Consider the following 22,919-nt stretch of genomic DNA (forward strand, 5'->3'; position numbering starts at 1 on the left):
TGCTGCGCGACCGGCTCAGCCGGCGCTGTCGACCAGGTCCGCGTACGCGACGCGCTCCTGCTCGAAGACGGCGTCGCCCGTGGCGGCGACGAAGTAGGGGAAGCCCATGCGGCCGACGGCGGCGACCCGGGTGGGGTCGATCCGGGTCTCGCTGCCCTCGGCGAGCAGCTCCTCCGACACCCGGATGTTCACGACCTCGGCCAGGACGATGTGCACCCCGGAGAAGCAGGAGGTGGGGTCGCCGCGGTCGATCGACTCCAGCACGCGGCACTCCATGTGCGCCGGGCTCTCGGCCACCGACGGCGCGGCGACGACCTCCGACGGCCGGGTGGTCCAGCCGACCAGCTCGGCCTCGTCCACGCCGGCCGGGTACTCGCGGGCCACGGTCTCGATGTGGTCGGCCATCGCCGTCGTCGTCAGGTTGATGACGAACTCGCCGGTCGCCTCGAGGTTCACCCAGGTGTCCTTGGGCTCGGGCGTGGCCTCGCGGACCGTGCCGATGGTGACGGCGACGGTCGGCGGCAGGCCGCAGACCGGCATGAAGTAGCTGAAGGGCGCCACGTTCACGCCGGCCGGGCCGGTCGTGGAGATCATGGCGATCGGCCGGGGCACCACGAGCTGGGAGAGCAGCCCCTGGAGCTGGGCCGGCGAGCGGCCGCCGAGGTCGATGGTCTTCACGTGCGCGGACCTCCGGGGACGAGGGCCGACCGGACCGGCCAGCTGGTGGGGGCGTCGATGCCGGCGCGGCGCAGCAGCGCGGCCCGGCGGCCTGCCGCCTCCTCGCGGAGGGCGGGCAGGTCGACGGTGGTGACGGAGCCGTCGCGGACGACGGGGCGGCCGTCGACGAGGACGTCGCGGACGGTGCCGCTGGGAGCACCCCAGACGAGCTGCAGGGCGAGGTCACCGCGCGGCGTCCAGGCCGGTGCGGTGCCGTCGAAGACGACGAGGTCGGCGCGCTTGCCCACCTCGATCGAGCCGACGACGTCGCCGAGGCCCAGCGCCTCCGCGCCGGTCCGCGTGGCGACGGCGAAGGCGTCCGCGGCGGTCAGCGGCGGCGCGCCCGCCCGGGTGTCGCGGGAGACCCCCGCCAGCAGCCAGGCCGCGCGCAGCACGTCCGGGGTGTCCCCGGCGTTGTGCGAGTCGCAGCCCAGGGCCAGCCGTCCGCCCGCGCGGAGGAACTCGGCGTGCCGGGACGCCGTGACGTAACCCTGACCCAGGCGCAGGTAGGCCCCGGGGCAGACGGCGATCGCGGTGCCGGTGTCCAGCAGGGTGGCCAGCTCGTCGTCGTCCAGGTGGACGCCGTGCCCGAGCACCAGCCGCGGGCCGAGGACACCCAGGTCGGCGAGGTGGGTGACCGGCCGCTTGCCGCTGCGGGCGGCGTAGGCGAGGCCGTCGGCGTCGCTGGGCGACAGGTGCCAGGTGACCTGCGTGCCGGCCCGCTCGGCGAGGTCGGCCGCGGCGGCGAAGAGCTCGTCGCTGGCGAGGTCGTGGCCGACGAGGGTCACCCAGGCGCCGACGACGCCGCCGGGCGGGAGGTCGGCCAGCAGCTGCTCCTGGCGGCCGACGACCTCGGCCACCGGAGCCGACCAGGGGAGACCGGGGGTGTCCCAGCCCCACATGCCGACGCGGGCGCGGATGCCGGCGGCGGACAGGCCGCGGGCGACCGACAGCGGGTGGGCCACGGTGCCGGGCTCGGCGATCGTGGTGACGCCGTTGGTCAGGGCCTCGACGGCGGTGAGGGTGGCCGAAAGCTCGTCGTCGCCGGGCTCGTGGCCGGCGTGGATCGGCACCGCCCAGTCGAAGATCGCCTGCTGCGCGTCGATGTCGTCCGGGATCGTGCTGCGGATCAGCGGGTCGCCGGTGGTGTGCTGGTGCGCGTCGACCAGGCCGGGGGTGACCACGCAGCCGGCCGCGTCGATCTCCTCGGCGCCCGGGTACGCGGCCCGCAGCTCCGCCGCCGTCCCCAGCGCGGCGATCGCGCCGTCGACCACGGCGACGGTGGTCCGCTCCAGCACCGCCCGGTCCGGGCCCATGGTGACCACGTCGCCGTCCACGACGAGCAGCGCGGCGCTCACGGGATCACCAGCACGCGGCCGACGGTGCTGCGGTCGCAGAGCACGTCCTGCGCGGCGCCGGTCTCCTCGAGCGGGTAGCTGCCGGCGACCAGCGCCGTCCCGCCGTCGGCGAACAGCTGCAGGGCCGCGGCCATGTCGCTGGGCACGTAGCCACCGGCACCGAGCAGCTCCAGGCCGCGGTGGAAGGCGTCGGAGAGGGAGAAGGTGACCGAGTCGCCGGTGGTGTTGCCGAGGAACACCAGCCGGCCGCCGATCCGCAGGGCGGCCAGGGACGTGGCCCAGGTGGCCGGGCCCAGGTACTCGAGGACGACGTCGACACCGCGGCCGCCGGTGACCTCGGCGACGAGGGCGCCCACCGCGTCGGGCCCGGAGGCGATGTGCTCGACGCCGATCTTCCCCAGCGCGGCCGCCTTCTCCGGGCTGCCGACCGTCGCGATCACGTGCGCGCCGACGCGCTGGGCGATCTGCACCGCGGCCAGGCCGACGTTGCCGGCCGCGGCGTGCACCAGCAGGGTCTCCCCCGCCCGCAGCCGGCCGACGGTGACGACGGCGTGGAAGGCGGTGGCCCAGGGGGTCGGCAGGCAGGCGGCGTCGACCAGGTCCACCGTGTCGGCCAGCACGTGCGCGGCCGAGGCCGGCGCGACGACGTACTCGGCGAGGCCGCCGTCGACGGTGGCGCCGATGATCCGGAGGTTGGGGCAGTGGCCGCCGCGGCCCTCGTGACAGAGCGGGCAGGCGCCGCAGGGGACACTGGGGTCGAGGACGACGCGGGCGCCGACCGGCACCGGGGACTCCTCGCCGGCCGCCTCCACGACGCCGGCGACGTCCATCCCGGCCACGTGCGGCAGCGCGAGCCCGGGCAGCCGGACGTCGCCCCGGCGCTGCAGGACGTCGAGCTGGTTGAGCCCGCAGGCAGCGACTCTGACCAGCACGTCGGCCGGGCCGGGCACGGGGACCGGGACGTCGGTGAGAGACAGCACCTCGGGGCCACCGAAACCGGTCTGGACCATCGCTCGCACCGCCGCTCCACCTCCTTCCCCGAAGACCTCGCCCGTCTCGCATCGTGAATCGGCGAATCACCATGTGGACCGGTGCGGTCACTGTGGTCGGCCCGGCGCGGCCCTGTCAACGGTCGGGTCGAGCCCGTTACGCAATCAACGTGGACGTAACACAGCTGGCCCCCTGAGTGACACGCGTCACCGGTGCGGAGTGGTGACGGTCACGTCGCAGGTCACGGCCGGTGCACTCACGCGTCGAACGTGAGCACCGCCTTGCCGACCCGCCCGGCCCGGACGTCGTCCAGCGCGCGGTTGACCTCGGCGAACGGGTAGTGCGTCAGCAGCCCGTCGACCGGGAAGCGCCCGGCGCGGTGCAGCTCGACCAGCCGCGGCAGGAACTCCTGCGGCACGCTCGCCCCGGCGGTGATGCCGACGACGGAGCGGCCCGTGCCGAGGATGGAGCGCCACTCGAACGACATCTCCGCGCTCGCGCCCACGCCGATCACCCCGCAGACGCCCAGCGGGGCCAGCGACTCCACGGCCGCGCGGAGCACGTCCGCCCGGCCGGTGGTGTCGAGGCTGTACTGCAGGCCGCCCGGGACCTCGGCCCGCACCCGCTCCGCCAGGTCCGGCTCGCCCGCGGCGACCGTGTGCGTCGCACCGAGCTCGCGCGCCTGCTCCAGCTTCGCGGGGTTCACGTCGACCGCGACGATGGTCGTGCAGCCGGCCTCGACCGCCCCCAGGATCGCCGCCGCGCCGACCGCGCCGGCACCGAAGACGCCGATCGAGCTGCCGGGCGCGGGCCGGAGCACGTTGAGCACGCCCCCCGCGCCGGTCTGGAAGCCGCAGCCGAACGGGCCGACGACGGTGAGGTCGGTGCCCTCGGGGACCTTGACGACGCTGCCGCGGCGGGCGACCACGTGGGTGGCGAAGGAGGACTGACCGAGGAAGTGGCCGTGCACCGGCGCGCCGTCCTCGCTCAGGGCCGTGCTGCCGTCGGGGCGGGTGCCGATGAAGTTGTAGGCCCAGAAGTTCTCGCAGTAGGCCATCGCGTCGGCCCGGCAGGGGCCGCACTCGCCGCAGAACGCGAAGGTCATCGCGACCGGGTCGCCGACGGCGAGGTCGGTCACGCCCTCGCCGACCTGCTCGACGATCCCGGCGCCCTCGTGCCCGAGCACCACGGGCGGGGTCATCATGGAGCGGAACTCCAGGTCGGTGCCGCAGATGCCGGTGCTCACCAGCCGCACCACCACCTCGTCGGCGCGGGGCGGGGCCAGCTCCAGTTCGACGAGCTCCAGGGGTCCTGCGGGGTCGCGCAGGACGGCGGCGGTCACGGCAGTGGGTCGACCGGTCATGCGTGTCACGTTACGAGAGACCGTCTTGACTGACGAGATGCTCGCGCCGACGATCTGGTCATGACGACGGCCGTGCGCGACGGGCTCAACTTCATCGACGGGGCCTGGACCCCGGCCGCGGGCGGTGGCCGGCTGGAGCTGGTCGACCCCGCGACGGGTCAGCCGTTCGCCACGGTGGCCGAGGGCAGCGGGGCCGACGTCGACGCCGCGGTCGCCGCGGCCCGGCGCGCGGCCCCCGGCTGGGCGGCCACCAACCCCAGCGACCGGGGTGCGCTGATCACCCGCTGGTCGCAGCTGGTCTTCGAGAACGCCGAGCGGCTGGCGGCGCTGGAGGCCCAGGACGTCGGCAAGCCGCTGTCGGGCGGCCGGATGAACGCCTTCATCGCCGGCGGGATCATCGGCTACTTCGGCGGTGCCGCCGACAAGCTCACCGGCGTCACGCTGCCCACCCGGACGCCGGACTTCCACGGCTACACGCTGATGGAGCCGCTCGGCGTGTGCGCGGTCATCACGCCGTGGAACGTGCCCGCCGTCCTGACCGCGGCCAACGCCGCTCCCGCGCTCGCCGCGGGCAACGCCGTCGTCCTCAAGCCGTCAGAGGTCGCCCCGCTCGTGGTGCTGGCGCTCGTCGAGCTGGCGGCCGAGGCCGGGATCCCGGCCGGCGTCCTCAACGTGGTCACCGGCGGTCCCTCGGCCGGCGCCGCGCTGTCCGGGCACGCCGACGTCGACCACCTCAGCTTCGTCGGCTCCACCGCGACCGGCCGGGCGATCATGCGCGCGGCGGCGGAGAACCTGATCCCCGTCAAGCTCGAGCTCGGCGGCAAGTCGCCCAACCTGCTCTTCGCCGACGCCGACCTCGACGCCGCCATCCCCGCCATCGTCGGCTCGATCACCGAGAACGCCGGGCAGAACTGCTACGCCGGCTCCCGGCTGGTGGTGGACGAGTCGATCGCCGACGAGGTCCGCGAGCGGGTCGTCGAGGCGATGCGCGCGGTGCGGGTCGGCGCCTGGGACGAGGACCTGGACATGGGCCCGCTGGTCAACGCCACGCAGCGGGACCGGGTTCTCGGCTTCCTCACCGAGCTGCCGGCCACCGGCGCGCGGGTGCTCACCGGCGGCGGCGTGCCCGGCGACCGGGACGCCGGCTGGTACGTCGAGCCGACCGTGGTCGACGGCGTAACCCCCGACTCCCGGATCGTCCGCGAGGAGGTCTTCGGGCCGGTCCTGGCGCTGCAGACCTTCCGCGGCGACGGCGAGGCTCTTGAGCTGGCCAACCGCACCGACTTCGGGCTGCTGTCCTGCATCTGGACCTCAGACGTCTCCCGGGCGCTGCGGATGGCCGCCGGGGTGCGCAGCGGCCAGGTCGCGGTCAACCAGTTCCACGACGCCGGCGTCATCGGCTTCCCGTTCAACATGCAGAAGGACAGCGGCTTCTCCCGCGGCGGTGGCTACGCCGCCATGCGGGAGTACACGCAGGAGAAGGCGGTCGCGATCCGCCTGCTCCCGCCGCGCGGCTAGGCTCCCGACTCCCGGTGGCGCGGCCGGGCAACACCGCGCGTCCCACCTCGAGCCCCTCCGGAGCGCGAGTTGTCACTGCCCACGTTCGACCACCACTCCGCCGAGGCCAACGCCGACCCGGTCGCCTACTACCGGCGCTTCCGCGAGCAGCAGCCGGTCGGCTGGACCGAGACCCACGAGGGCTTCTTCTTCACGACCCGGCACGCCGACGTCGTCCGCATCGCGCGGGACGACGCCACCTTCTCCTCGGAGCGGGCGCCGGCCGGCGACCGCGGGATCTCCTTCGTCATCCCGTTCGGCCCCGGCCTGGAGCAGTACCCGATCGAGCTCGACCCGCCGCGGGCCACGCCGTACCGGGAGCTGATCAACCCGCTGCTGACGTTCGACGCGGTCGAGAAGCTGAAGCCGATGATCGCCCGGCACACCACCGCGGCGATCGACGCGTTCATCGAGTCCGGGTCGGTGGACTTCGTCCGCGACCTCACCAACCCGGTGCCGGCCGCGGTCACGCTGGACTGGCTGGGCTTCCCGACCGACGACTGGAAGAAGCTCGCCGGGCCGGTGCACGACATCTTCGCCAGCGTCCCCGGCACCGAGCGGGCGATGCGCGGCGTCGAGGGGCTCATGTACCTCGAGTCCCGGATCAGGGAGCTCATCGCCGCGCGCCGGGGCGAGCCCCGCGACGACGCCGTCTCCGCGCTCGTGCACGCCGAGCACCCCGAGGGGCGGCCGTTCACCGAGCAGGAGCTCGTGTCGGTGATGTACCTGCTGGTCGCCGGCGGGGTCGACACCACCACCTCGCTCACCGGCTCGACGCTGGTGTGGCTGTCCGAGCACCCGGCCGAGCGGCAGCGGCTGATCGACGACCCCGACCTGCTCGACGTCGCCGTGGAGGAGTTCCTGCGGGTCTTCGCGCCCTCGCAGTCGATGGCCCGCACGCTGCTGGCCGACACCGAGGTCGGCGGCGTCCCGATGCAGGCCGGCCGGCGGGTGCTCATCCCCTGGGTGGCGGCCAACCACGACCCGGAGGTCTTCCCCGACCCCGAGAGCGTCGTCCTCGACCGCAACCCGCAGCGGCACCTCTCCTTCGGGATCGGCACCCACCGCTGCGCCGGCGCACACCTGGCCCGGGCGATGTTCGGCGAGATGATGCGCCAGGTCCTGACCCGGCTGCCCGACTACCGCGTGCTGTCGGAGTCGCTGGTCCCCTATCCCACCCGCGGCAACCAGACCGGCTGGGACGCCATCCCGGCGCTGTTCACCTCCGGTCCGCGCTTGGGCTCCGCCGCGGTCGCCCCCGCGATCGTCACGCGGGAGCTGGAGGTGACCGAGGTCCGGCCGGTCGCCACCGACGTCGTCGCGGTGACCTTCGCCGATCCCTCGGGGGCGGTACTGCCGGCCTGGGCGCCGGGCGCCCACCTCGAGGTGCGGCTGCCCTCAGGGCGGCTGCGCCAGTACTCGCTGTGCGGCTCGCCCGACGCCGACAGCTGGACCGTCGCCGTCCTGCGCGAGCCGGCCGGCCGCGGGGGGTCGGTGGAGCTGCACGACCTGGCCCGCACCGGCGCCCGGCTGACCGTGCGCGGCCCGCGGAACCACTTCCCGCTCGTCGACGCCCCCGACCACCTGCTGATCGCCGGCGGGATCGGCATCACGCCGATCCTGGCGATGGCCCGGTCGCTGGTCGCCCGCGGTGCCTCGGTACGGGTGCTCTACGGCGGGCGGACGGCGGCCTCGATGGCCTTCGCCGAGGACCTCGTGGCCCTGCTCGGCGACCGCGTGCAGCTCCTCCCGCAGGACGTGCACGGCATCCCCGACCTCGCCGGCGCCGTGGCCGCCATCGGCCCGGACACCGCCGTCTACTGCTGCGGGCCCGCGCCGATGATCGCCGCCGTGGAGGCCGCCTGCGCCGCCGCGGGGGTCTCCGACCGGCTGCACGTCGAGCGGTTCACCGCGCCGGAGGAGGAGGTCGTGATCGACACCTCGCACGACGTCCCCTTCGAGCTGCACCTGGCCCGGACCGGGACGACGGTGACGGTGCCGGCCGACCGGCGGATCGTGGAGGTGCTCCGCGACGTCGTCCCCACGCTGGCCAGCGACTGCGAGAAGGGCTACTGCGGCGCCTGCGAGACGCGGGTGCTGGCCGGGGAGCCGGAGCACCGGGACTCGGTGCTCACCGACGAGGAGCGCGCCGCGGGCCGCTCGATGATGGTCTGCGTCGGCCGCGCCCGGACGCCGTCCCTCACCCTCGACCTCTGACATCTGGCCCTCGTACAGGCATAGGAAGCGATACCCACGTCCTGGCGCTCAGGACGTGGGTATCGCTTCCTATGCCTCGGGGGCCGAGGGCGGGTCAGAGGAAGATGTCGCGCCGGATGCCGCAGTGCGCGCCGAGGGTGCCGTCGACGACCTGGGTGACGCCCATGTCCATCGCCACCGAGCACAGCGAGTAGGCGTCGTCGGCCGAGAGGCCCACCCGCCACCGCAGCAGCGTGATCATCTCCTCGACCGCCATCCGCGCCGCCTCGTCGAGGTCGGCACCGAAGCCGTGCGTGTACCAGTGCGTGTCGGTCTCGAGCATCGGCGCGCGCAGCTGCAGGTCGTCCACCGCGGCCAGACGCACCACGGCGTTGGCCGAGGCCTCGATCGCCGTCCCGCAGACCTCGCCGTCGCCCTGCGCGAAGTGCGGGTCGCCCCAGTAGACGCCGGCTCCCTCGCGGAACACCGGGTAGAAGACGGTGGCCCCGGGTCCGAACCGCCAGTTGTCCACGTTCCCGCCGAAGACGCCGGGCGGGATGCTGGACAGGACGTCGGCGCCGCCGGGCAGCACGCCCATGAGGCCGAAGTGCGGCCGCACCGGCACCCGGACCGGCCGGCTGAACGGCTCCTCGACCCGCGCCGAGGCCGACGTCTTCCAGCCCGGGACGTCGTAGAGGGCGCGCGAGGTGAAGTCGTAGCCGAACACCGGCCGGGCGATGGTCGGGAAGTCGGTGGCCGGCGTGCCGTCGGAGTGGTCGAGCTCGTAGACGGTGACCCGCTCCTTGCCGTACGTGTCGTACAGCAGCCCCCAGTTGGCCGCGCAGTTGGAGCCGTAGGGCACCCGCGGCGCCATCGTGTCGATGCGGACGGCGACGGCTCCACCCGGCCTCGCCCCGGCCACGGCCACCGGCCCGGTGAGCACGTGCACCCCCGGTCCGCGGTCGCCCTCCGGGATCGCCGCCCAGATCGCCTCGAGACCGGCGTCCATCATCAGCTCGGGGGCGTCACCGGCGTGGTGGCTCACCGCCTCGAGGGCGACGGCCCCGCCGGAGGGCACCTCCAGCACCGGCTCCGCGGCCGGGTCGATCGCACCCCACCGCACGGTCCCGGGCGTCGCCGGGAGGTCGTGCCGCGTCGGTGCCGGGTCGGCGAAGGTGCGCTCGGCCTGCGGCGAGAGCGCCAGGAGCGAGGTGGCGGTGGTCATGCGTCGATCGCACCGCGCGCGCATTACCCCGCGGTTTCCGCGTCGTGACATGTCGTATCGCATGACGGGACGGCGTACGCACGCAGCGGGACGGCGACATCGGTTCCGCGCAGCCGCAGACGATGCGCCATACTGAGGTGGAACTGAGAACCATTCCCATGTCTGGAGTCCCGTGCACCGCCTCCGCGCCACCACCGCCGCCGCCTCCGTCGCGGTCCTCGCCGCCCTGGCCGGCTGCACGGACGACGCCGGCCCGGTCACGGAGACCGGCGACCCGGCGAACTGCCCCGGCGAGGTGGTCGACGTGGTGGTGTCGGTGGCCCAGTGGGGGTCGATCGTCGACCAGCTCGGTGGCGACTGCACGAACGTCACCACGGTGCTCGGGTCCGGCGGCGGCGATCCGCACGACCACGAGGCGAGCACCGGCGACATCGCCGCGTTCGAGGACGCCGACCTCGTCGTCTACAACGGCGCCGACTACGACCCCTGGGCCGCCGACGCCGCCGACGGGGTCTCCCCGCGGCCGGTCGTGCTGGACGTGTCCGAGGTGGCGGGCGTCAGGAGCGGTGAGGACCCGCACCTCTGGTACGAGCCCGAGCTGGTCCCCCGGTTCGCCGACGCGGTGACCGAGGAGCTGACCGCGCTCTCGCCCGACGCCGCTCCGTACCTGCAGCAGCAGCGCCAGCTGTTCACCACCGAGCTGCAGCCCTACGTGGAGGCGCTGGCCCGCCTGCGCGAGCTGTCGCCCGGGCGCACCTACGGCGCCACCGAGCCGGTCTTCGACCGCACCGCCCGGGCCGTCGGGCTCGCCGACGCCACGCCCGCCGGCTACCGCGACGCCGTCGGCAACGAGGGCGAGCCCGCGCCCGGCGACCTCGCCGAGTTCGTGAACGCGCTGGCCGACGGCAGCATCGACGTGCTGGTCTACAACTCCCAGACCGCCGGCAGCCTGCCCGAGCAGCTGCGCACCGCCGCCGAGGACGCCGGCGTGCCCGTCGTGGAGGTCACGGAATCGGCGCCGGACGACGAGGGTTCCTTCGTCGAGTGGCAGGTCGACCAGCTGGAAGCACTCTCCGACGCCCTCGCGGAGAACCCGTGAGCGCGGTCGCCGGGGTGGCTGCGCCCCCGCCCGCCCTGGTGCTCGACGGCGTGAGCGTCGCCCGCGGCGGACGGACCGTCTGGTCACAGGGCACGCTCGCCGTGCCCGCCGGCGCGGTCGTGGGCGTGATCGGCCCCAACGGCGCCGGGAAGACGACGCTGTTCCAGGTGGCACTGGGCCTCCTGCCCGTCGCCGCCGGCCGGGTCGAGGTGCTGGGCGCCACACCGCGCCGCGGGGACCGCCGGATCGGGTACGTGCCGCAGAACTACACCGCGGCCCTCGGGGACGCGATCCGCTGCCGCGACCTGGTCACCCTCGGGCTCACCGGGCACCGCTTCGGCCTGCGCCGCACCACGGCCGCCGACCGCGCCCGGGTCGACGAGGCCCTGCGCCGCGTGGGCGCGCTCGAGCACGCCGACCGCCGCATGTCGGAGCTGTCCGGCGGCCAGCAGCAGCGGGTGGCGATCGCCCAGGCGATCGTCGACGACGCCGAGCTGCTCCTGCTCGACGAGCCCCTGGCCAACCTCGACCTGCGCAACCAGCAGGAGATCGTCACCCTCCTCGGCGAGCTGCGCCGCGAACGGAGCGTGACGATCATGATCGTCGCGCACGACCTGAACCCGCTGCTGCCGGTGCTGACCGACGCCGTCTACCTGCTCGACGGCCACCCGCACCACGACCCGATCGGCGACGTCGTGCAGGAGGACCTGCTCACCCACCTGTACGGCACCACGGTGCGCGTCGTGCGCACCGCGCAGGGCGATCTGTTCACCCGCGCCACCGGGCCGGACCAGGCATGAGCACCCTCGCCGCCTCGGTGCAGTTCCAGTCCGACTGGTGGGAGGTCCTCCAGACCGACTTCATGCGCAACGCGCTGGTCGGCGGCTCCCTCGTGGCGCTGGCCGCCGGGCTGCTCGGCTACTTCGTCGTCGTCCGCAGCAACGCGTTCGCCGCGCACGCCCTGGCCCACATCGGCTTCCCGGGCGCGACCGGCGCGATCCTCGTCGGGGCCCCGGTCACGCTGGGCCTCGCGGTGTTCTGCGTGGGCGGCGGCCTGCTCATCGGCCTGCTCGGCCGCCGGGTGGCCGACCGCGAGGTCGCCACCGGCACGGTGCTGGCCTTCGCCACCGGCCTGGGCGTCCTGTTCGCGTCGCTGGCCAGCGCCAACGCCAGCACGACGACGTCGGTGCTGTTCGGCAACCTGCTCGCGGTGTCGGACGAGGAGCTGGTCGTCTTCGCCCTGTTCACCGCGGCGGTCGCGCTCGTGCTCGCCGTGATCGGCCGTCCGCTGGTCTTCGCCTCCGTCGACCCGGCCGTGGCCGAGGCGCGGGGCGTGCCGGTACGCGCCCTGGGGGTCGCCTTCGTCGTCCTGCTGGCGCTGACCATCACCATGGCCGTGCAGGTGGTGGGCACGCTCCTGCTGTTCGGCCTGGTCGTCACCCCGGCGGCCACCGCCCTGCGGCTGACCGCCCGGCCGGGGCGCGTCGCCGCGATCGCCGTGGTCATCGCGCTGCTCTCGGTCTGGGTGGGCCTCGTGCTCGCCGCCATGGTCGACCTGCCGCCGAGCTTCTTCGTCGTCTCGGTGTCCGTGCTGGTCTGGGTGGTCGTCCTCGTCGCCGGCCGCACCCGTCGCGGGGCGCCGGCGGAGGCCGCGAGCGGGTGCGTCCACGCCGCCGAGGGCGTGCCGACGACGGGTCGCGCGCCCGTACTGTGAGCAGGATCTCGGCCGTTCGGCTCGATGTCGCCCGCGTGGGTCTGTTTCCGACCCGTGTCGGGAGGGGACCCTGTGTCGCATGGAGGACACGCAGGGCGACGCCCGGATGACGAGCGAGAACACCGTCGAGCAGCTGGTCGACGAGGCCCGGGAGCAGCAGTCGTCGGCGGGCCCCGTCTCGCGGATGCTGGCCAACCCCCGCCGGGTACGCCGGGCCTGACGCCGCGGGCGGCTCGGGCACCCCAGTCGTCCCACGCATCTCCCGCGCCCCGGCTCACCCGGGCGCCTCTCGTCACCCAGTGCAACCATCCTGGGTCGAGGACCGGCGTGCCGCGAACTGCTCCGTCACGGGCCGGTGCACGATCCAGCACGTGACCGCAGCCGCCCTCTCCCTCGCCCCTGACGACGTCCACGGCACCGACGGGGTCCCCGTCCGCCGCAGCCGCGCGGAGCGGCAGGCCATCGTGCTCGACACCGCCGAGCGGCTGTTCGCCTCGCGCAGCTCGCGCAGCGTCGGCATGGACGAACTGGTCCGCGAGACCGGGCTGGGGAAGATGACCGTCTACCGGCTCTTCAAGAGCAAGGACGAGCTCGTCGGCGCGTACCTGGCCCGCAAGGCGGCGACCGTGCTCGCCTCGATCGACGCCGACCTGATGCGTCTCGAGGGTGACCCCCGCGCCGCGCTGCTGGCCGTCGTCGACATCGTCGAGCGCGACGTCACCCGCGTCGGCTTCCGCGGCTGCCCGTTCACCAACGTCAGCAGCGAGTACGACGACCCCACGCACCCGGCCCGCAGCGCCGCGGCCGACTACAAGTTCGAGCTGCACGCCCGCCTCGAGCGCCTCGCCGACCAGCTCCTCCCCGGGGCCGGCGACGACCTCGCCGCCCAGGTGCACCTGGTCATCGACGGCATGTACCTCTCCGGTGGCCTGCTGGGCCCCGACGGGCCGGCGTCGCACGGCCGCCAGCTGGCCGAGCGCCTCGTCGACGCCGCCGTCCGCGAGGCCCGGGCGACCGTCTGACCCGGCCTGCGGGCCCGGCGAGCGGGTGCGCCGGCCAGCCCGCAGGATGCAGGGGTGAGTGACGATCGCACCCGCCCCGACCTCGACGACACGACCGTGGAGGGTCTGGGCAAGCTCTCCGAGGCCCTGGAGACCATCGAGCAGGCCCGCGGCCAGCTGTACGGGTTCCACCAGCACTCCGGCAAGGCCGACCTGCTGCTGCAGGACGCCGTGGAGCTGTTCCGGAAGGCCGGGCACACGAAGCTGGCCGACGACCTGGACCGCGACCTCGTCGGCCGCAACGTCATCGCCGACCGGTGGACCTTCCAGATCGTCGAGGACTACGACGCGAACTACTGGTCGGCGTTCCGGTCCTTCGACGAGCGCGCCCGCACCGAGCTCTCCGACGGCGACCGGCACGTGTACGAGGCGCGGATGAAGCAGCGCGAGCGCACCGAGGGCCACCCCCGCCACGAGGCCGGCCCCGCACTCAGCGAGTAGGGCCCGTTTCCCGCCGGCCGGGGCCGGGCACCGGCTGGCCATGACCATGCCTGACGCCGACAACGCCGGTTCGGACCGGGAGGCGGAGCCGCTGGGTGCCGAGAAGGCGCCCGGCGAGGACCGGGAGTCCCTCGGCGCCACGGAGGGACCCGCCGACGGCATCGCCGGCCCGGCGTATCCGCCGGCCGCGACGGAGCCCGACGCGCACTGACGCCACCGCCGGTCCGTTTGGCCGACGGTCCCCGGTGGGCATCGGGACGTCGTGACGACTCCCGCCTCACCCGCCGACCCCTACCCGGGGACCACTCCCGGGGTCTCCCGCGCTCCCGGCACCCCCGGGCTCGGCCCGTCCGGCGGCACGACCGGCACGGCGGCGCCCACCGGCCCCACCGGCGGTCCGGTGCACGAGCGGCACACCGGCAAGACGATCGGGCGCACCCTCGCGCTCGCCCTGCTGCTGTTCGTGACCGTCGTCCTGGTGCTGTTCGTCGTCTTCAACACCCAGAGCGTCGACATCAGCCTGGTCTTCGCCGACGTGAACGCCCCGCTCATCCTGGCGCTGCTGATCGCCGCGGTCCTCGGTGCGCTGGTGTCCGGGCTCGCCGCCGCCGTCCTCCGGACCCGCCGCCGCAACCGCTAGCCGCGCGAGCGAGGTCTCCTCCCGACGCTCGTGCTCTGCCCACACCCACGGGGCAGAGCACGAGCGTCGGCGCGTGTGCCCCCGCGCCTCCTCCCATGGGGGCACGTCCCCCACTCCGAGCGTGTCGGAATGCCCCACGCTTGCCGTTGTTACCGACGAGTAATAGCGTTTGTTACTGGCGGGTAGGAACCCGCCGGACGGCATGGAGCACGGGAGCCACACGCGCATGAGCCACTACACCGCGAACCTGCGGGACCTCGAGTTCAACCTCTTCGAGTTCCTCGACACCAAGGACCGGTTCGGCACCGGGCCCTTCGCCCAGATGGACGCCGAGACCGCGCGCGGCGTGCTCGCCGAGATCCGCCGGCTGGCCGAGGGCCCGATCGCGGAGTCCTTCACCGAGGCAGACCGCAACCCGCCGGTGTTCGACCCGGCGACGCACTCCGTCACGCTGCCCGAGGGCTTCAAGAAGTCGGTGGCCGCGCTCAACGAGGGTGAGTGGTTCCGGCTCGACCTGCCGGAGGAGCTCGGCGGCTTCGGCGCTCCCGTGGCCCTGCGCTGGGCCGCCTTCGAGATGATCCTCGGCGCCAACCCCGCCGTCTTCATGTACGGCTCGGGCCCGACCTTCGGCACCGTCCTGCACGACCTCGGCACGCCGGAGCAGCGGAAGCTCGCGCAGCTGATGATCGACCGCCAGTGGGGCGCCACCATGGTCCTCACCGAGCCCGACGCCGGCTCCGACGTCGGCGCCGGCCGGACCAAGGCCGTGCAGCAGGCCGACGGCTCCTGGCACATCGAGGGCGTGAAGCGCTTCATCACCTCGGCCGAGCACGACCTGAGCGACAACATCATCCACCTGGTCCTGGCCCGACCCGAGGGCGCGAAGCCGGGCACGAAGGGCCTGTCGCTGTTCGTCGTCCCCAAGTTCCACGTCGACGTCGAGACCGGCGAGCTCGGCGAGCGCAACGGCGTCTACGTCACCAACGTCGAGAAGAAGATGGGCCTCAAGGTCTCCACGACCTGCGAGGTCACCTTCGGCGACGGCCCCGTCCCGGCGAAGGGCTGGCTCGTCGGCGACGTCCACGACGGCATCGCCCAGATGTTCAAGATCATCGAGTACGCCCGCATGTTCGTCGGCACCAAGGCGATCGCCACCCTGTCGGCCGGCTACCAGGTCGCCCTGGACTACGCGAAGAGCCGCGTGCAGGGCGCCGACCTCGCCGCCACCGCGAAGGACGCCCCCAGGGTGACGATCACGCACCACCCCGACGTCCGCCGCTCGCTGATGCTGCAGAAGTCCTACGCCGAGGGCATGCGCGCCCTCTACCTGTACGCGGCGAGCTTCCGTGACCAGGTGATGGAGGCCGAGGCCGCCGGCCAGGTCGACAGCGAGGAGGCGAAGCTCGCCGAGCGGATCAACGACCTGCTGCTGCCGATCGTGAAGGGCTTCGGCTCGGAGCGGGCGACCCAGCTGCTGACGGCCGAGTCGCTGCAGACCCTGGGCGGCTCCGGCTTCCTGCAGGACTACCCGATCGAGCAGTACATCCGGGACTCCAAGATCGACACCCTCTACGAGGGGACGACGGCGATCCAGGGCCAGGACTTCTTCTTCCGCAAGATCGTCAAGGACGGCGGCGTCGCGCTGACCTGGCTGGCCACCCAGATCCAGGCCACGATCGACGCCGAGGTCGGCAACGGCCGCCTCAAGGAGGAGCGCGCTCACCTGGCCACCGCCCTCGGCGAGGTCCAGGCGATGCTGACCGCGATGTTCGGCCACCTGACCGCGGCCCAGGAGGACATGGCCAACGTCTACAAGATCGGCCAGAACACCTCCCGCCTGCTGCTGGCCGTCGGTGACCTGATCACCGCCTGGCTGCTGATCCGCCAGTCCGAGGTGGCCCTCGCCGCGCTCGGCGCCGAGGTGAGCGAGCGCGACCGGCACTTCTACGAGGGCAAACTGGCCGCGACCCGCTTCTTCACCACGCAGGTGCTGCCGCGCTTCGCCGGTGAGCGGGCGATCGTGGAGGCCACCGACAACGCGCTCATGGAGGTCGACGAGGCCGCGTTCTGACCCCCTCCCCGCCGAAGTGGCCTTCGGCGGGGACCCGACGGGCCGTCTCCCCCCTCCCGGGAGGCGGCCCGTCGCCGTGTGTGGCGGCCCTCGAGCCGGGCATCCACCTCCCCATGACCGACCCGCAGGGCAGCGACCGCATCCAGCAGAACATCCCGACCTCCTCGGGCACCGGGGACAACAGCGACAGCGGCTCCTCCTTCGAGGACGTGCCGCTCACCCGCGAGGACGCCCTCGAGCGCGACGCCGAGCACGGCGACGACCTCCCGGCCCGCGCGGTGTCGGACGTCGCCCTCTCCGAGCGTGCCGATCCGCCCGGCGGGGCATGAGCCAGCGATCGCGACCAGAGGAGAAGGCCAGATGAGCGAGACCCCGGGCACGGGCTACGGCGAGTCGCCGGACACCGCCGACAGCAACGAGAACCTGATCGACGGGCGGACCGGCGACAACGCGAGCGACCGCGGTGAGCAGGACACGACGCTGACCACGGACGACGACGCGCAGCGGGACGAGTCCGTCGTCCGCGGGGGGAACGACGCCTCCTGAGCCCACCTACGCTGGACTGCGTGCGCGACCTCGATCCGGCCGACTGGCGGCAGCGGGCAGCGGCGCACACCGAGCGCGCCGACGCGCTGACCGCCGCACGCCGGCAGCGGCGCGCTCGCGGGGAGACGCACGCGGTCGAGGACTTCCTCTACACCTACTACGACACTCGCCCGGCGCTGCTGCGCCGCTGGCACCCGGGCGCGGGGGTGCGCCTGCTGCCGGACGGCGGGACGCCCGCCCCGCAGAGCGGGGCCCGCTGGTACGCGACCGACGCGGACGGCGTCGTGGCGCTGGATCCGGCCGCCTTCCTGGCCGACCGCGGCGACACCGTGCGGTTCGTCGCCCGGTTGCTGGCCGCCACCGCCGGCCGGGCCGCCTTCACCGGCTGCTTCGGCCTGCACGAGTGGGCGATGGTCTACCGCGCCGACGAGCACCGGCACCCCCTCCCGCTGCGGCTGGGCCGGGCCGGCACCGACGCCGTCGTCGAGGCCCATCCCATCCGCTGCACCCACTACGACGCCTTCCGCTTCTTCACCCCGGAGGCGGTCAGCCGCAACGCGGTGCAGCCCACCCGGGAGACGCAGGCGGAGTTCGAGCAGCCCGGCTGCCTGCACGCCGGCATGGACCTGCACAAGTGGTCGCTAAAGCTCGGGCCCGCCGTCCCCGGGGAGCTGGCGCTGGACTGCTTCGCCCTCGCCGCCGACGTCCGGCTGCTCGACATGCAGGCCTCGCCCTACGACCTCCGCGCCTACGGCGAGCCCGCCGTCGCCGTGGAGACGCCGGAGGGCAGAGCGGAGTACGCCCGCCGCCAGCGGGCGCTGGCCGAGCGGGCCGCGGTCCTGCGGCAGCGACTCCTGGACGTCTGCGCGACGCTGCTCGGCGGTCTCCCGCCCGTGTCCGGGCCGTCAGCGGGCCGTCGTACCGTCAGGGCGTGACCTCCCGCCCCGACGACGCCGTCCGCACCGACCGCTGGGTGAGCCTCGACGGCACCACCAACACGCGCGACCTCGGCGGGCTGCCCACCGTCGACGGCGGGCGCACCCGGTCCGGCCGGATCCTGCGCAGCGACAACCTGCAGACCCTGAGCCCGGCCGACGTCCGCCGGCTGGTGGGCGAGATCGGCCTCCGCGAGGTCATCGACCTGCGCAGCATCGCCGAGGTGCTCATGGAGGGCCGCGGTCCGCTGCGGGCGGTCCCGGAGGTCACCCACCGGCACTTCAGCCTGCTGCCGGAGCGCGGGCACCACACCGACGTCTTCGCCGTCGAGGAGGAGGAGGAGACCCCCGAGCTGCCCGGCGGCTGGGTGGAGTCGCTGCTGCCGCGGCAGGTGTCCGAGGAGCACGACGCGGAGCCGCCGGCGGTGAAGTCCTACCTCGGCTACCTGGAGCACCGCCCGGAGAACGTGGTGGGCGCGCTGCGGGCGCTCGCCACCGCCGACGGCGCCTCGGTCGTGCACTGCGCCGCCGGCAAGGACCGCACCGGGGTCATCGTCGCCTTCGCCCTCGCCGTGGCCGGGGTGCCGGACGAGGAGATCGTCGCCGACTACGCGCTGACCGCGGACATCATCGACGCGCTGGTTGCCAAGCTCGCGCTGTCGGCGACCTACGGCCAGGACATGGACCGCAGCGACGTGGCCCGGCACACGCCCCGGGCGGCGACGATGGAGCGGGTGCTGGCGGTGCTCGGCGAGCGCCACGGCGGCCCGGTCGGCTGGCTGACGGCGAACGGCTTCGGCCCGGACGAGCAGGCCGCGCTGCGGGCCCGCCTCCGCGACTGAGGGGCTAGCCGCGCCGGTCGGCGAGGGCGGCGCCGAGGAGGACGTCGGCCACCCCCCACTCACCGGAGTGCACGGCGACGCCGACGGTGGTGCCGACCTGCACGGGGCGGCGGGCCAGCCGGAACGGCTCGGTGAAGCAGGCGCGGACGCGGCCCAGGACCGCCTCGACGTCCCCGGGACTCCCCAGGCCGGGCAGCACGACGGCGAACTCGTCGGCGCCCAGCCGGGCGATGGTGTCGGCCGGCCGGACGGCGCCGCGCAGCCGGGCGGCCACCTGCTTGAGCAGCTCGTCGCCGGCGGTGGCCCCGTGCTCGGCGTTCAGGGCGGCGAAGCCGTCGAGGTCGCAGCAGAGGACGCCGACGTGCTGGTCGGGCCGGACGGTGGTCAGCGCGGTCTCCAGCCGCTGCCGCAACAGCTCGCGGTTGGGCAGGCCGGTCAGCGGATCGTGCGTGGACTGGTGGCGCAGCGCCTCGGCCAGGCGGGCGCGGTCCAGCGCGACGGCGACCTGGTCGGATGCAGCCCGCAGCCGGTCCAGGTGCTCGGTCTCGAGCCCGGCGGGGGTCGCCCCGGCGGGCCAGCTGGCGGTGGCCACGCCGAGGAAGGTGCCGCCGGCGACCAGCGGGACCGCGAGCGCGTCGGTGATGCCGCCGGCGCCCAGCAGGTCGCGCACGGCCGGGCTGCACGTCTCCCAGCGCAGGACCCGCGGGGTGCGGTCGGTGAGCATGCCCACCAGTTCCGGGGTCTCCTCGGCGTAGAGCTCGTCGGGGATCGTGTCGGTGGGCCCGCTGCCCGCGGCGACGCGCAACCGCCCGGCGCCCGTCTCCCACAGCAGCAGGATCACGCGGTCGCAGCCGATGACGGCCGGCAGAGCGGCGGCCGCCTCGGCGCAGACGGCGGCGGCGTCGGGTGCGGCGGCCAGCGCCGCGCCGAGCGAGGACAGTGCGGTGGCCCGGGCGGCCTCGCGGCGCGCCTCGTCGCCCGCGGCGCCGCGCTCGAGGACGGCGGCGGCCAGGCCGGCGTAGGCGGTCAGGACCCGGGACGTGCGCGGGGGCAGGTCGGGGATCGTGCCGTCGACGGCGTCCGCGAGCGGCAGTGCGGCCAGGCGCCCGTGCCACCGTCGTCCGGACACGACGTCGACGACCAGCGCACCGGGGCCGGGCGCGTTCCCGCCGATGAGCACGGCGGCCAGCCCGGGCACGTTCGCGGAGGCGATGCCCACGGCCCGGGACAGCACGCCGTCGCCGCCGGCGGGGGTCACCGCGAGGAGCAGGCCGGTCCCGGGCAACGCGTCGGCGGCGCGGGCGAGCAGGTCCTCCAGCGCCTCGGCGGTCGCAGCCCCGGACGCGAGTCCCGCGGCAGCCGCCTCGAGCGCGGCCAGCCGAACGGCCGACCCGTCGGGGTCGAGCGCCGGGCCGTCGGCCGGCAGGACGGCACGGGATCGACGCCGCAGGCGTCCACCGCGGTCAGGAGTCCTCACCAGTCCCGGATCGGCACGACGCGGCCCGTGGTTGAGCCGGACCGCCCCCTCGGAGGGAGGCGGTTGACCGCCGGCCCCGGCAGGAGTATCACTGGCACATACCCCTGGGGGGTACCTGGCCGAGGAGGAGGAGACCATGGAGCACCAGCACGCACACGACTCCGTCAGCTGGCCGACGGCGGCACAGGCGACGCTCCACTGCCTCACCGGCTGCGCGATCGGCGAGGTGCTGGGGATGGCGATCGGCACGGCGCTGGGCTGGTCGAACGCCGCGACCCTCGTGCTGGCCGTCGCCCTGGCGTTCGTCTTCGGCTACGCGCTGACGATGCGGGGGGTGATCCGCGCCGGCCTGCCGTTCCGGTCCGCCCTGCGCGTGGCGCTCGCGGCCGACACCTTCTCCATCGTGGTGATGGAGCTCGTCGACAACGCCGTCGTGCTCGCCGTCCCGGGGGCCATGGACGCCGGCCTCGACAGCGGCCTGTTCTGGGGCTCGCTGGCCGTCGCGCTGGCCGTGGCCTTCGTCGTCGCCCTACCGGTCAACCGCTGGCTGATGGCCCGCGGCCGGGGTCACGCGGTCGTGCACTCCCTGCACTAGGCGCGCGGGAGCGGGTCCGGCGGGATCCCGCCGGACCCGGGGTGTCAGCGACCGTTCGCGATGGTGAGCAGCTCGTCGCGGAGCGCCGGGCTGGAGGCACGGAACAGCGCCCGCTCCAGGGCCCGGCGGGTGCGGGAGGCCTGTCGACGCGAACGCCAGGTGGACACGGTGCTCATGGTGCTCTCCGGATGCCGTAGGAGGTGGACACCAGTAGTAAAGCAGGCAGCTGCTGATTTATGCCTACGGATCGCAGGCGTGTTGCTCGTATCGCCTACGGATCTCACCCCGTGGGGTGAAGAACTTCCTGGAACGACGACGGCGCCCGCCCCCGGCAGGGGAACGGGCGCCGTCGGCGACGAGGTGGCTAGCTCACGGCTGGTCGGGCCGGGAGACGTCGCCGCGCCAGGCGCCGGTCTCCGAGCCGCGGCTCTCGATGAACTCCTTGAACTTCTTGGCGTCGGCCTTCACCTGACGGTCGTCGAAGCCGAGCGCCGCGCCGGCCTTCTCGACGAGACCCTCGGGCTCCCAGTCGATCTGGATCATGACGCGGGTCTTCGTGTCGTCGAGGCGGTGGAAGGTCACCACGCCGGCGTGCTTGGCCTCGCCGCCGGTGCTGGCCCAGGCCACGCGCTCCTCGGGGTGCTGCTCGGTGATCTCGGTGTCGAACTCACGCTTCACACCGTCGATGTTGGTGACCCAGTGGGTGTGGGTGTCGTCGGTCTGGGTGATCCGCTCGACGCCACCCATGAACTGCGGGAACGACTCGAACTGCGTCCACTGGTCGTAGGCGACCCGGATCGGGACGTCGACGTCGACGGACTCCTGCACGCTGGCCACGGGAGGGCCTCCTCTGTCTGGGGATGTCGGTCGTGCACCACCTACCCGCTCCGGTGGCGTCGACACACCCGCATCCCCAGGTCAGCGCAGCGCGGCGACCACGCTTCCCCGGACCGGGGGGCCGTCGAGCAGCAGCATCTGGGCCAGGTGGTAGGCGTCCGGCTGGCCGGTCCAGACCGTCGTGCCGACCGTCCCGTCGGGGGCCAGCTCGTGGTGCCAGCTGCCCGTGGCCGGGTCGGCGAAGCGCTCCTCGCCGAGCGCCTGCCACGTGCGGGCGAGCTCGGCGTACCGGGCCTCCCCGGTGACGGCGTGCAGGACCGCGGCCGCGGCGACCGCCTCGCACAGCACCCAGTGCATGCGGGCGACGACGACGGGGCGGTCGTCCCAGTCGAGCGTGTACGGGAAGCCGGGCTCCCCGTCCGCCGCCCAGCCTCGCTCCGCCGCCGCGTCGAAGAGGGCGACCGCGTCCGCCAGCAGCCAGTCGGGGGCGTCGTCCGCCAGGGCCGCGCGCAGGTGCAGGCACAGGCGCGCCCACTCGAACTGGTGCCCGACCGTGACGCCGTACGGGCGGAACGGGTCACCCGGCCGGTCCCGGTTGTGCTCGGGCAGCGGCTCCCAGTCGGCGGTGAAGTGCTCGGGCAGCCGCCAGTCCCGCTCCCGGGTCCAGCCGTGCACGATCCGCTCGGTGCTGCGCAGCGCCCGGTGCCGTAGCCGGGCCGCCTGTACCGGGTCCTCCGCGGCCAGGACGTCGGCGGCCGCCAGCACCGCCTCGACGCCGTGCATGTTGGCGTTGGCGCCGCGGTAGCCGCTGCACGCCGACCAGTCCCGGGTCCACTCCTCCACGGCGAGGCCCTCCGCGTCGCCCCAGAAGCGGCCGTCCCACACCGCCAGGGCCTGGCCGAGCAGCTGGCGGCCGCCGTCGATCCCGGCTGCGGTGGCGGTCGCCCCGGCCAGGACGACGAAGGCGTGCACGTAGGCGGCCTTGGTGTCGTCGTCCTCCGCCGCGCGCCAGCCGCCGTGCTCCGCGTCGTGCAGTGGCCCGCCGGCCAGCGCCGACACCCCGTGCCGGGCCAGGGCGGTCGCTCCCGGCCGGCCGAGGAGGGCGGCGAGCCCGAAGACGTGGGTCATCCGCGCGACGACGTAGGTCTCCTGCGGCCGGTCCTCGCGCGACCCGTCGGCCGTCAGGTGGCCGAAGCCGCCCTCGGGCACCCGGGAGCGCGCGGCGAAGGCCAGCAGCCCGTCGAGGTCCGTCACC

25 protein-coding genes are annotated in these 22,919 nt (G+C 74.3%); 16 read left to right on the forward strand and 9 right to left on the reverse strand.

Annotation, left to right across the window (positions count from 1 at the left end; genetic code table 11):
- Positions 1–15 precede the first annotated feature (15 nt).
- The 4 genes from N555_RS0124070 to N555_RS0124085 all read right to left on the reverse strand — a co-directional run bounded on the left by N555_RS0124070 (position 16) and on the right by N555_RS0124085 (position 4,428).
- Complete coding sequence (locus N555_RS0124070) at positions 16–678, reverse strand: flavin reductase family protein (RefSeq protein ID WP_051684430.1); 663 nt, start codon at positions 676–678, stop codon at positions 16–18.
- Positions 675–2,075 carry an amidohydrolase family protein gene (locus N555_RS0124075; protein WP_197029140.1) on the reverse strand — a complete coding sequence of 467 codons (1,401 nt, stop codon included), beginning with the start codon at positions 2,073–2,075 and terminating at the stop codon, positions 675–677. Before N555_RS0124075 ends, N555_RS0124070 begins: the two co-directional genes overlap by 4 nt.
- Complete coding sequence (locus tag N555_RS0124080; protein WP_231503172.1) at positions 2,072–3,085, reverse strand: zinc-binding dehydrogenase; 1,014 nt, start codon at positions 3,083–3,085, stop codon at positions 2,072–2,074. Before N555_RS0124080 ends, N555_RS0124075 begins: the two co-directional genes overlap by 4 nt.
- 236 nt (positions 3,086–3,321) lie before the next feature.
- Positions 3,322–4,428, reverse strand: coding sequence for an NAD(P)-dependent alcohol dehydrogenase (locus tag N555_RS0124085; protein ID WP_029434045.1), 1,107 nt, complete (start codon positions 4,426–4,428; stop codon positions 3,322–3,324).
- Positions 4,429–4,488: 60 nt separating this feature from the next.
- Between N555_RS0124085 and N555_RS0124090 the strand changes: the two genes are divergently transcribed.
- A complete protein-coding gene (locus tag N555_RS0124090) occupies positions 4,489–5,946 on the forward strand; it encodes an aldehyde dehydrogenase family protein (RefSeq protein ID WP_051684431.1) in 1,458 nt (485 codons plus the stop codon).
- A 69-nt stretch (positions 5,947–6,015) separates the two neighbouring features.
- Positions 6,016–8,202, forward strand: a complete 2,187-nt coding sequence (locus tag N555_RS27170; protein ID WP_051684432.1) for a cytochrome P450/oxidoreductase — start codon at positions 6,016–6,018, stop codon at positions 8,200–8,202.
- A 94-nt stretch (positions 8,203–8,296) separates the two neighbouring features.
- Here N555_RS27170 and N555_RS0124100 read toward each other — a convergent pair whose 3' ends face one another.
- Positions 8,297–9,406: an acetamidase/formamidase family protein gene (locus N555_RS0124100; protein WP_081866464.1), complete on the reverse strand. Its 1,110-nt coding sequence runs from the start codon at positions 9,404–9,406 to the stop codon at positions 8,297–8,299.
- A 172-nt stretch (positions 9,407–9,578) separates the two neighbouring features.
- Here N555_RS0124100 and N555_RS0124105 point away from each other — a divergent pair, with 172 nt between their 5' ends.
- From N555_RS0124105 to N555_RS0124165, 13 genes are all read left to right on the forward strand, one after another.
- Positions 9,579–10,505, forward strand: coding sequence for a metal ABC transporter solute-binding protein, Zn/Mn family (locus N555_RS0124105; protein WP_029434049.1), 927 nt, complete (start codon positions 9,579–9,581; stop codon positions 10,503–10,505).
- Entirely contained in the window at positions 10,502–11,305 is an 804-nt protein-coding gene (locus tag N555_RS0124110; RefSeq protein WP_231503136.1) for a metal ABC transporter ATP-binding protein, read from the forward strand. Before N555_RS0124105 ends, N555_RS0124110 begins: the two co-directional genes overlap by 4 nt.
- The gene (locus N555_RS0124115) at positions 11,302–12,219 is read left to right on the forward strand and encodes a metal ABC transporter permease (RefSeq protein WP_051684433.1); all 918 of its coding nucleotides are present in this window, start codon (positions 11,302–11,304) and stop codon (positions 12,217–12,219) included. The genes N555_RS0124110 and N555_RS0124115 overlap by 4 nt, the downstream gene beginning before the upstream one ends.
- 79 nt (positions 12,220–12,298) lie before the next feature.
- Entirely contained in the window at positions 12,299–12,439 is a 141-nt protein-coding gene (locus N555_RS28095; RefSeq protein WP_156036518.1) for a hypothetical protein, read from the forward strand.
- Positions 12,440–12,590: 151 nt separating this feature from the next.
- On the forward strand, positions 12,591–13,241 hold the full coding sequence (locus N555_RS0124125; RefSeq protein WP_034512380.1) for a TetR/AcrR family transcriptional regulator: 651 nt from the start codon (positions 12,591–12,593) through the stop codon (positions 13,239–13,241).
- A 54-nt stretch (positions 13,242–13,295) separates the two neighbouring features.
- A complete protein-coding gene (locus N555_RS0124130) occupies positions 13,296–13,721 on the forward strand; it encodes a hypothetical protein (RefSeq protein WP_029434053.1) in 426 nt (141 codons plus the stop codon).
- A 40-nt stretch (positions 13,722–13,761) separates the two neighbouring features.
- Complete coding sequence (locus N555_RS28505) at positions 13,762–13,932, forward strand: hypothetical protein (protein WP_197029141.1); 171 nt, start codon at positions 13,762–13,764, stop codon at positions 13,930–13,932.
- Positions 13,933–13,983: 51 nt separating this feature from the next.
- Positions 13,984–14,361, forward strand: coding sequence for a LapA family protein (locus tag N555_RS0124140; RefSeq protein WP_029434054.1), 378 nt, complete (start codon positions 13,984–13,986; stop codon positions 14,359–14,361).
- Positions 14,362–14,587: 226 nt separating this feature from the next.
- Complete coding sequence (locus tag N555_RS0124145) at positions 14,588–16,432, forward strand: acyl-CoA dehydrogenase (protein ID WP_029434055.1); 1,845 nt, start codon at positions 14,588–14,590, stop codon at positions 16,430–16,432.
- 113 nt (positions 16,433–16,545) lie between these two features.
- Positions 16,546–16,761 carry a hypothetical protein gene (locus N555_RS0124150; RefSeq protein ID WP_051684461.1) on the forward strand — a complete coding sequence of 72 codons (216 nt, stop codon included), beginning with the start codon at positions 16,546–16,548 and terminating at the stop codon, positions 16,759–16,761.
- A 31-nt stretch (positions 16,762–16,792) separates the two neighbouring features.
- Entirely contained in the window at positions 16,793–16,978 is a 186-nt protein-coding gene (locus tag N555_RS0124155; RefSeq protein WP_029434057.1) for a hypothetical protein, read from the forward strand.
- Between the two features lie 20 nt (positions 16,979–16,998).
- Complete coding sequence (locus N555_RS0124160; protein ID WP_231503138.1) at positions 16,999–17,913, forward strand: 3-methyladenine DNA glycosylase; 915 nt, start codon at positions 16,999–17,001, stop codon at positions 17,911–17,913.
- A complete protein-coding gene (locus N555_RS0124165; protein ID WP_029434059.1) occupies positions 17,910–18,755 on the forward strand; it encodes a tyrosine-protein phosphatase in 846 nt (281 codons plus the stop codon). The genes N555_RS0124160 and N555_RS0124165 overlap by 4 nt, the downstream gene beginning before the upstream one ends.
- A gap of 4 nt (positions 18,756–18,759) precedes the next feature.
- Here the strand turns inward: N555_RS0124165 and N555_RS27175 are convergent, their stop codons facing one another.
- Positions 18,760–20,232: a diguanylate cyclase domain-containing protein gene (locus N555_RS27175; RefSeq protein WP_051684435.1), complete on the reverse strand. Its 1,473-nt coding sequence runs from the start codon at positions 20,230–20,232 to the stop codon at positions 18,760–18,762.
- 136 nt (positions 20,233–20,368) lie between these two features.
- Between N555_RS27175 and N555_RS0124175 the strand changes: the two genes are divergently transcribed.
- Positions 20,369–20,827, forward strand: coding sequence for a DUF4396 domain-containing protein (locus tag N555_RS0124175; RefSeq protein ID WP_029434061.1), 459 nt, complete (start codon positions 20,369–20,371; stop codon positions 20,825–20,827).
- A gap of 44 nt (positions 20,828–20,871) precedes the next feature.
- On the opposite strand, the gene N555_RS29025 is transcribed toward N555_RS0124175, so the two are convergent.
- The 3 genes from N555_RS29025 to N555_RS0124190 form a co-directional block, all read right to left on the reverse strand.
- Complete coding sequence (locus N555_RS29025; RefSeq protein ID WP_255347380.1) at positions 20,872–21,003, reverse strand: hypothetical protein; 132 nt, start codon at positions 21,001–21,003, stop codon at positions 20,872–20,874.
- 193 nt (positions 21,004–21,196) lie between these two features.
- Positions 21,197–21,664: an SRPBCC family protein gene (locus N555_RS0124185; protein ID WP_029434062.1), complete on the reverse strand. Its 468-nt coding sequence runs from the start codon at positions 21,662–21,664 to the stop codon at positions 21,197–21,199.
- 81 nt (positions 21,665–21,745) lie between these two features.
- Positions 21,746–22,918 (reverse strand): AGE family epimerase/isomerase, encoded by a 1,173-nt coding sequence (locus N555_RS0124190; RefSeq protein ID WP_029434063.1) that lies wholly within the window; start codon positions 22,916–22,918, stop codon positions 21,746–21,748.
- Position 22,919: the final 1 nt, after the last annotated feature.

The sequence above is a fragment of the Blastococcus sp. URHD0036 genome (assembly GCF_000701365.1).
In the GTDB taxonomy this organism is placed as follows: Bacteria; Actinomycetota; Actinomycetes; order Mycobacteriales; family Geodermatophilaceae; genus Trujillonella.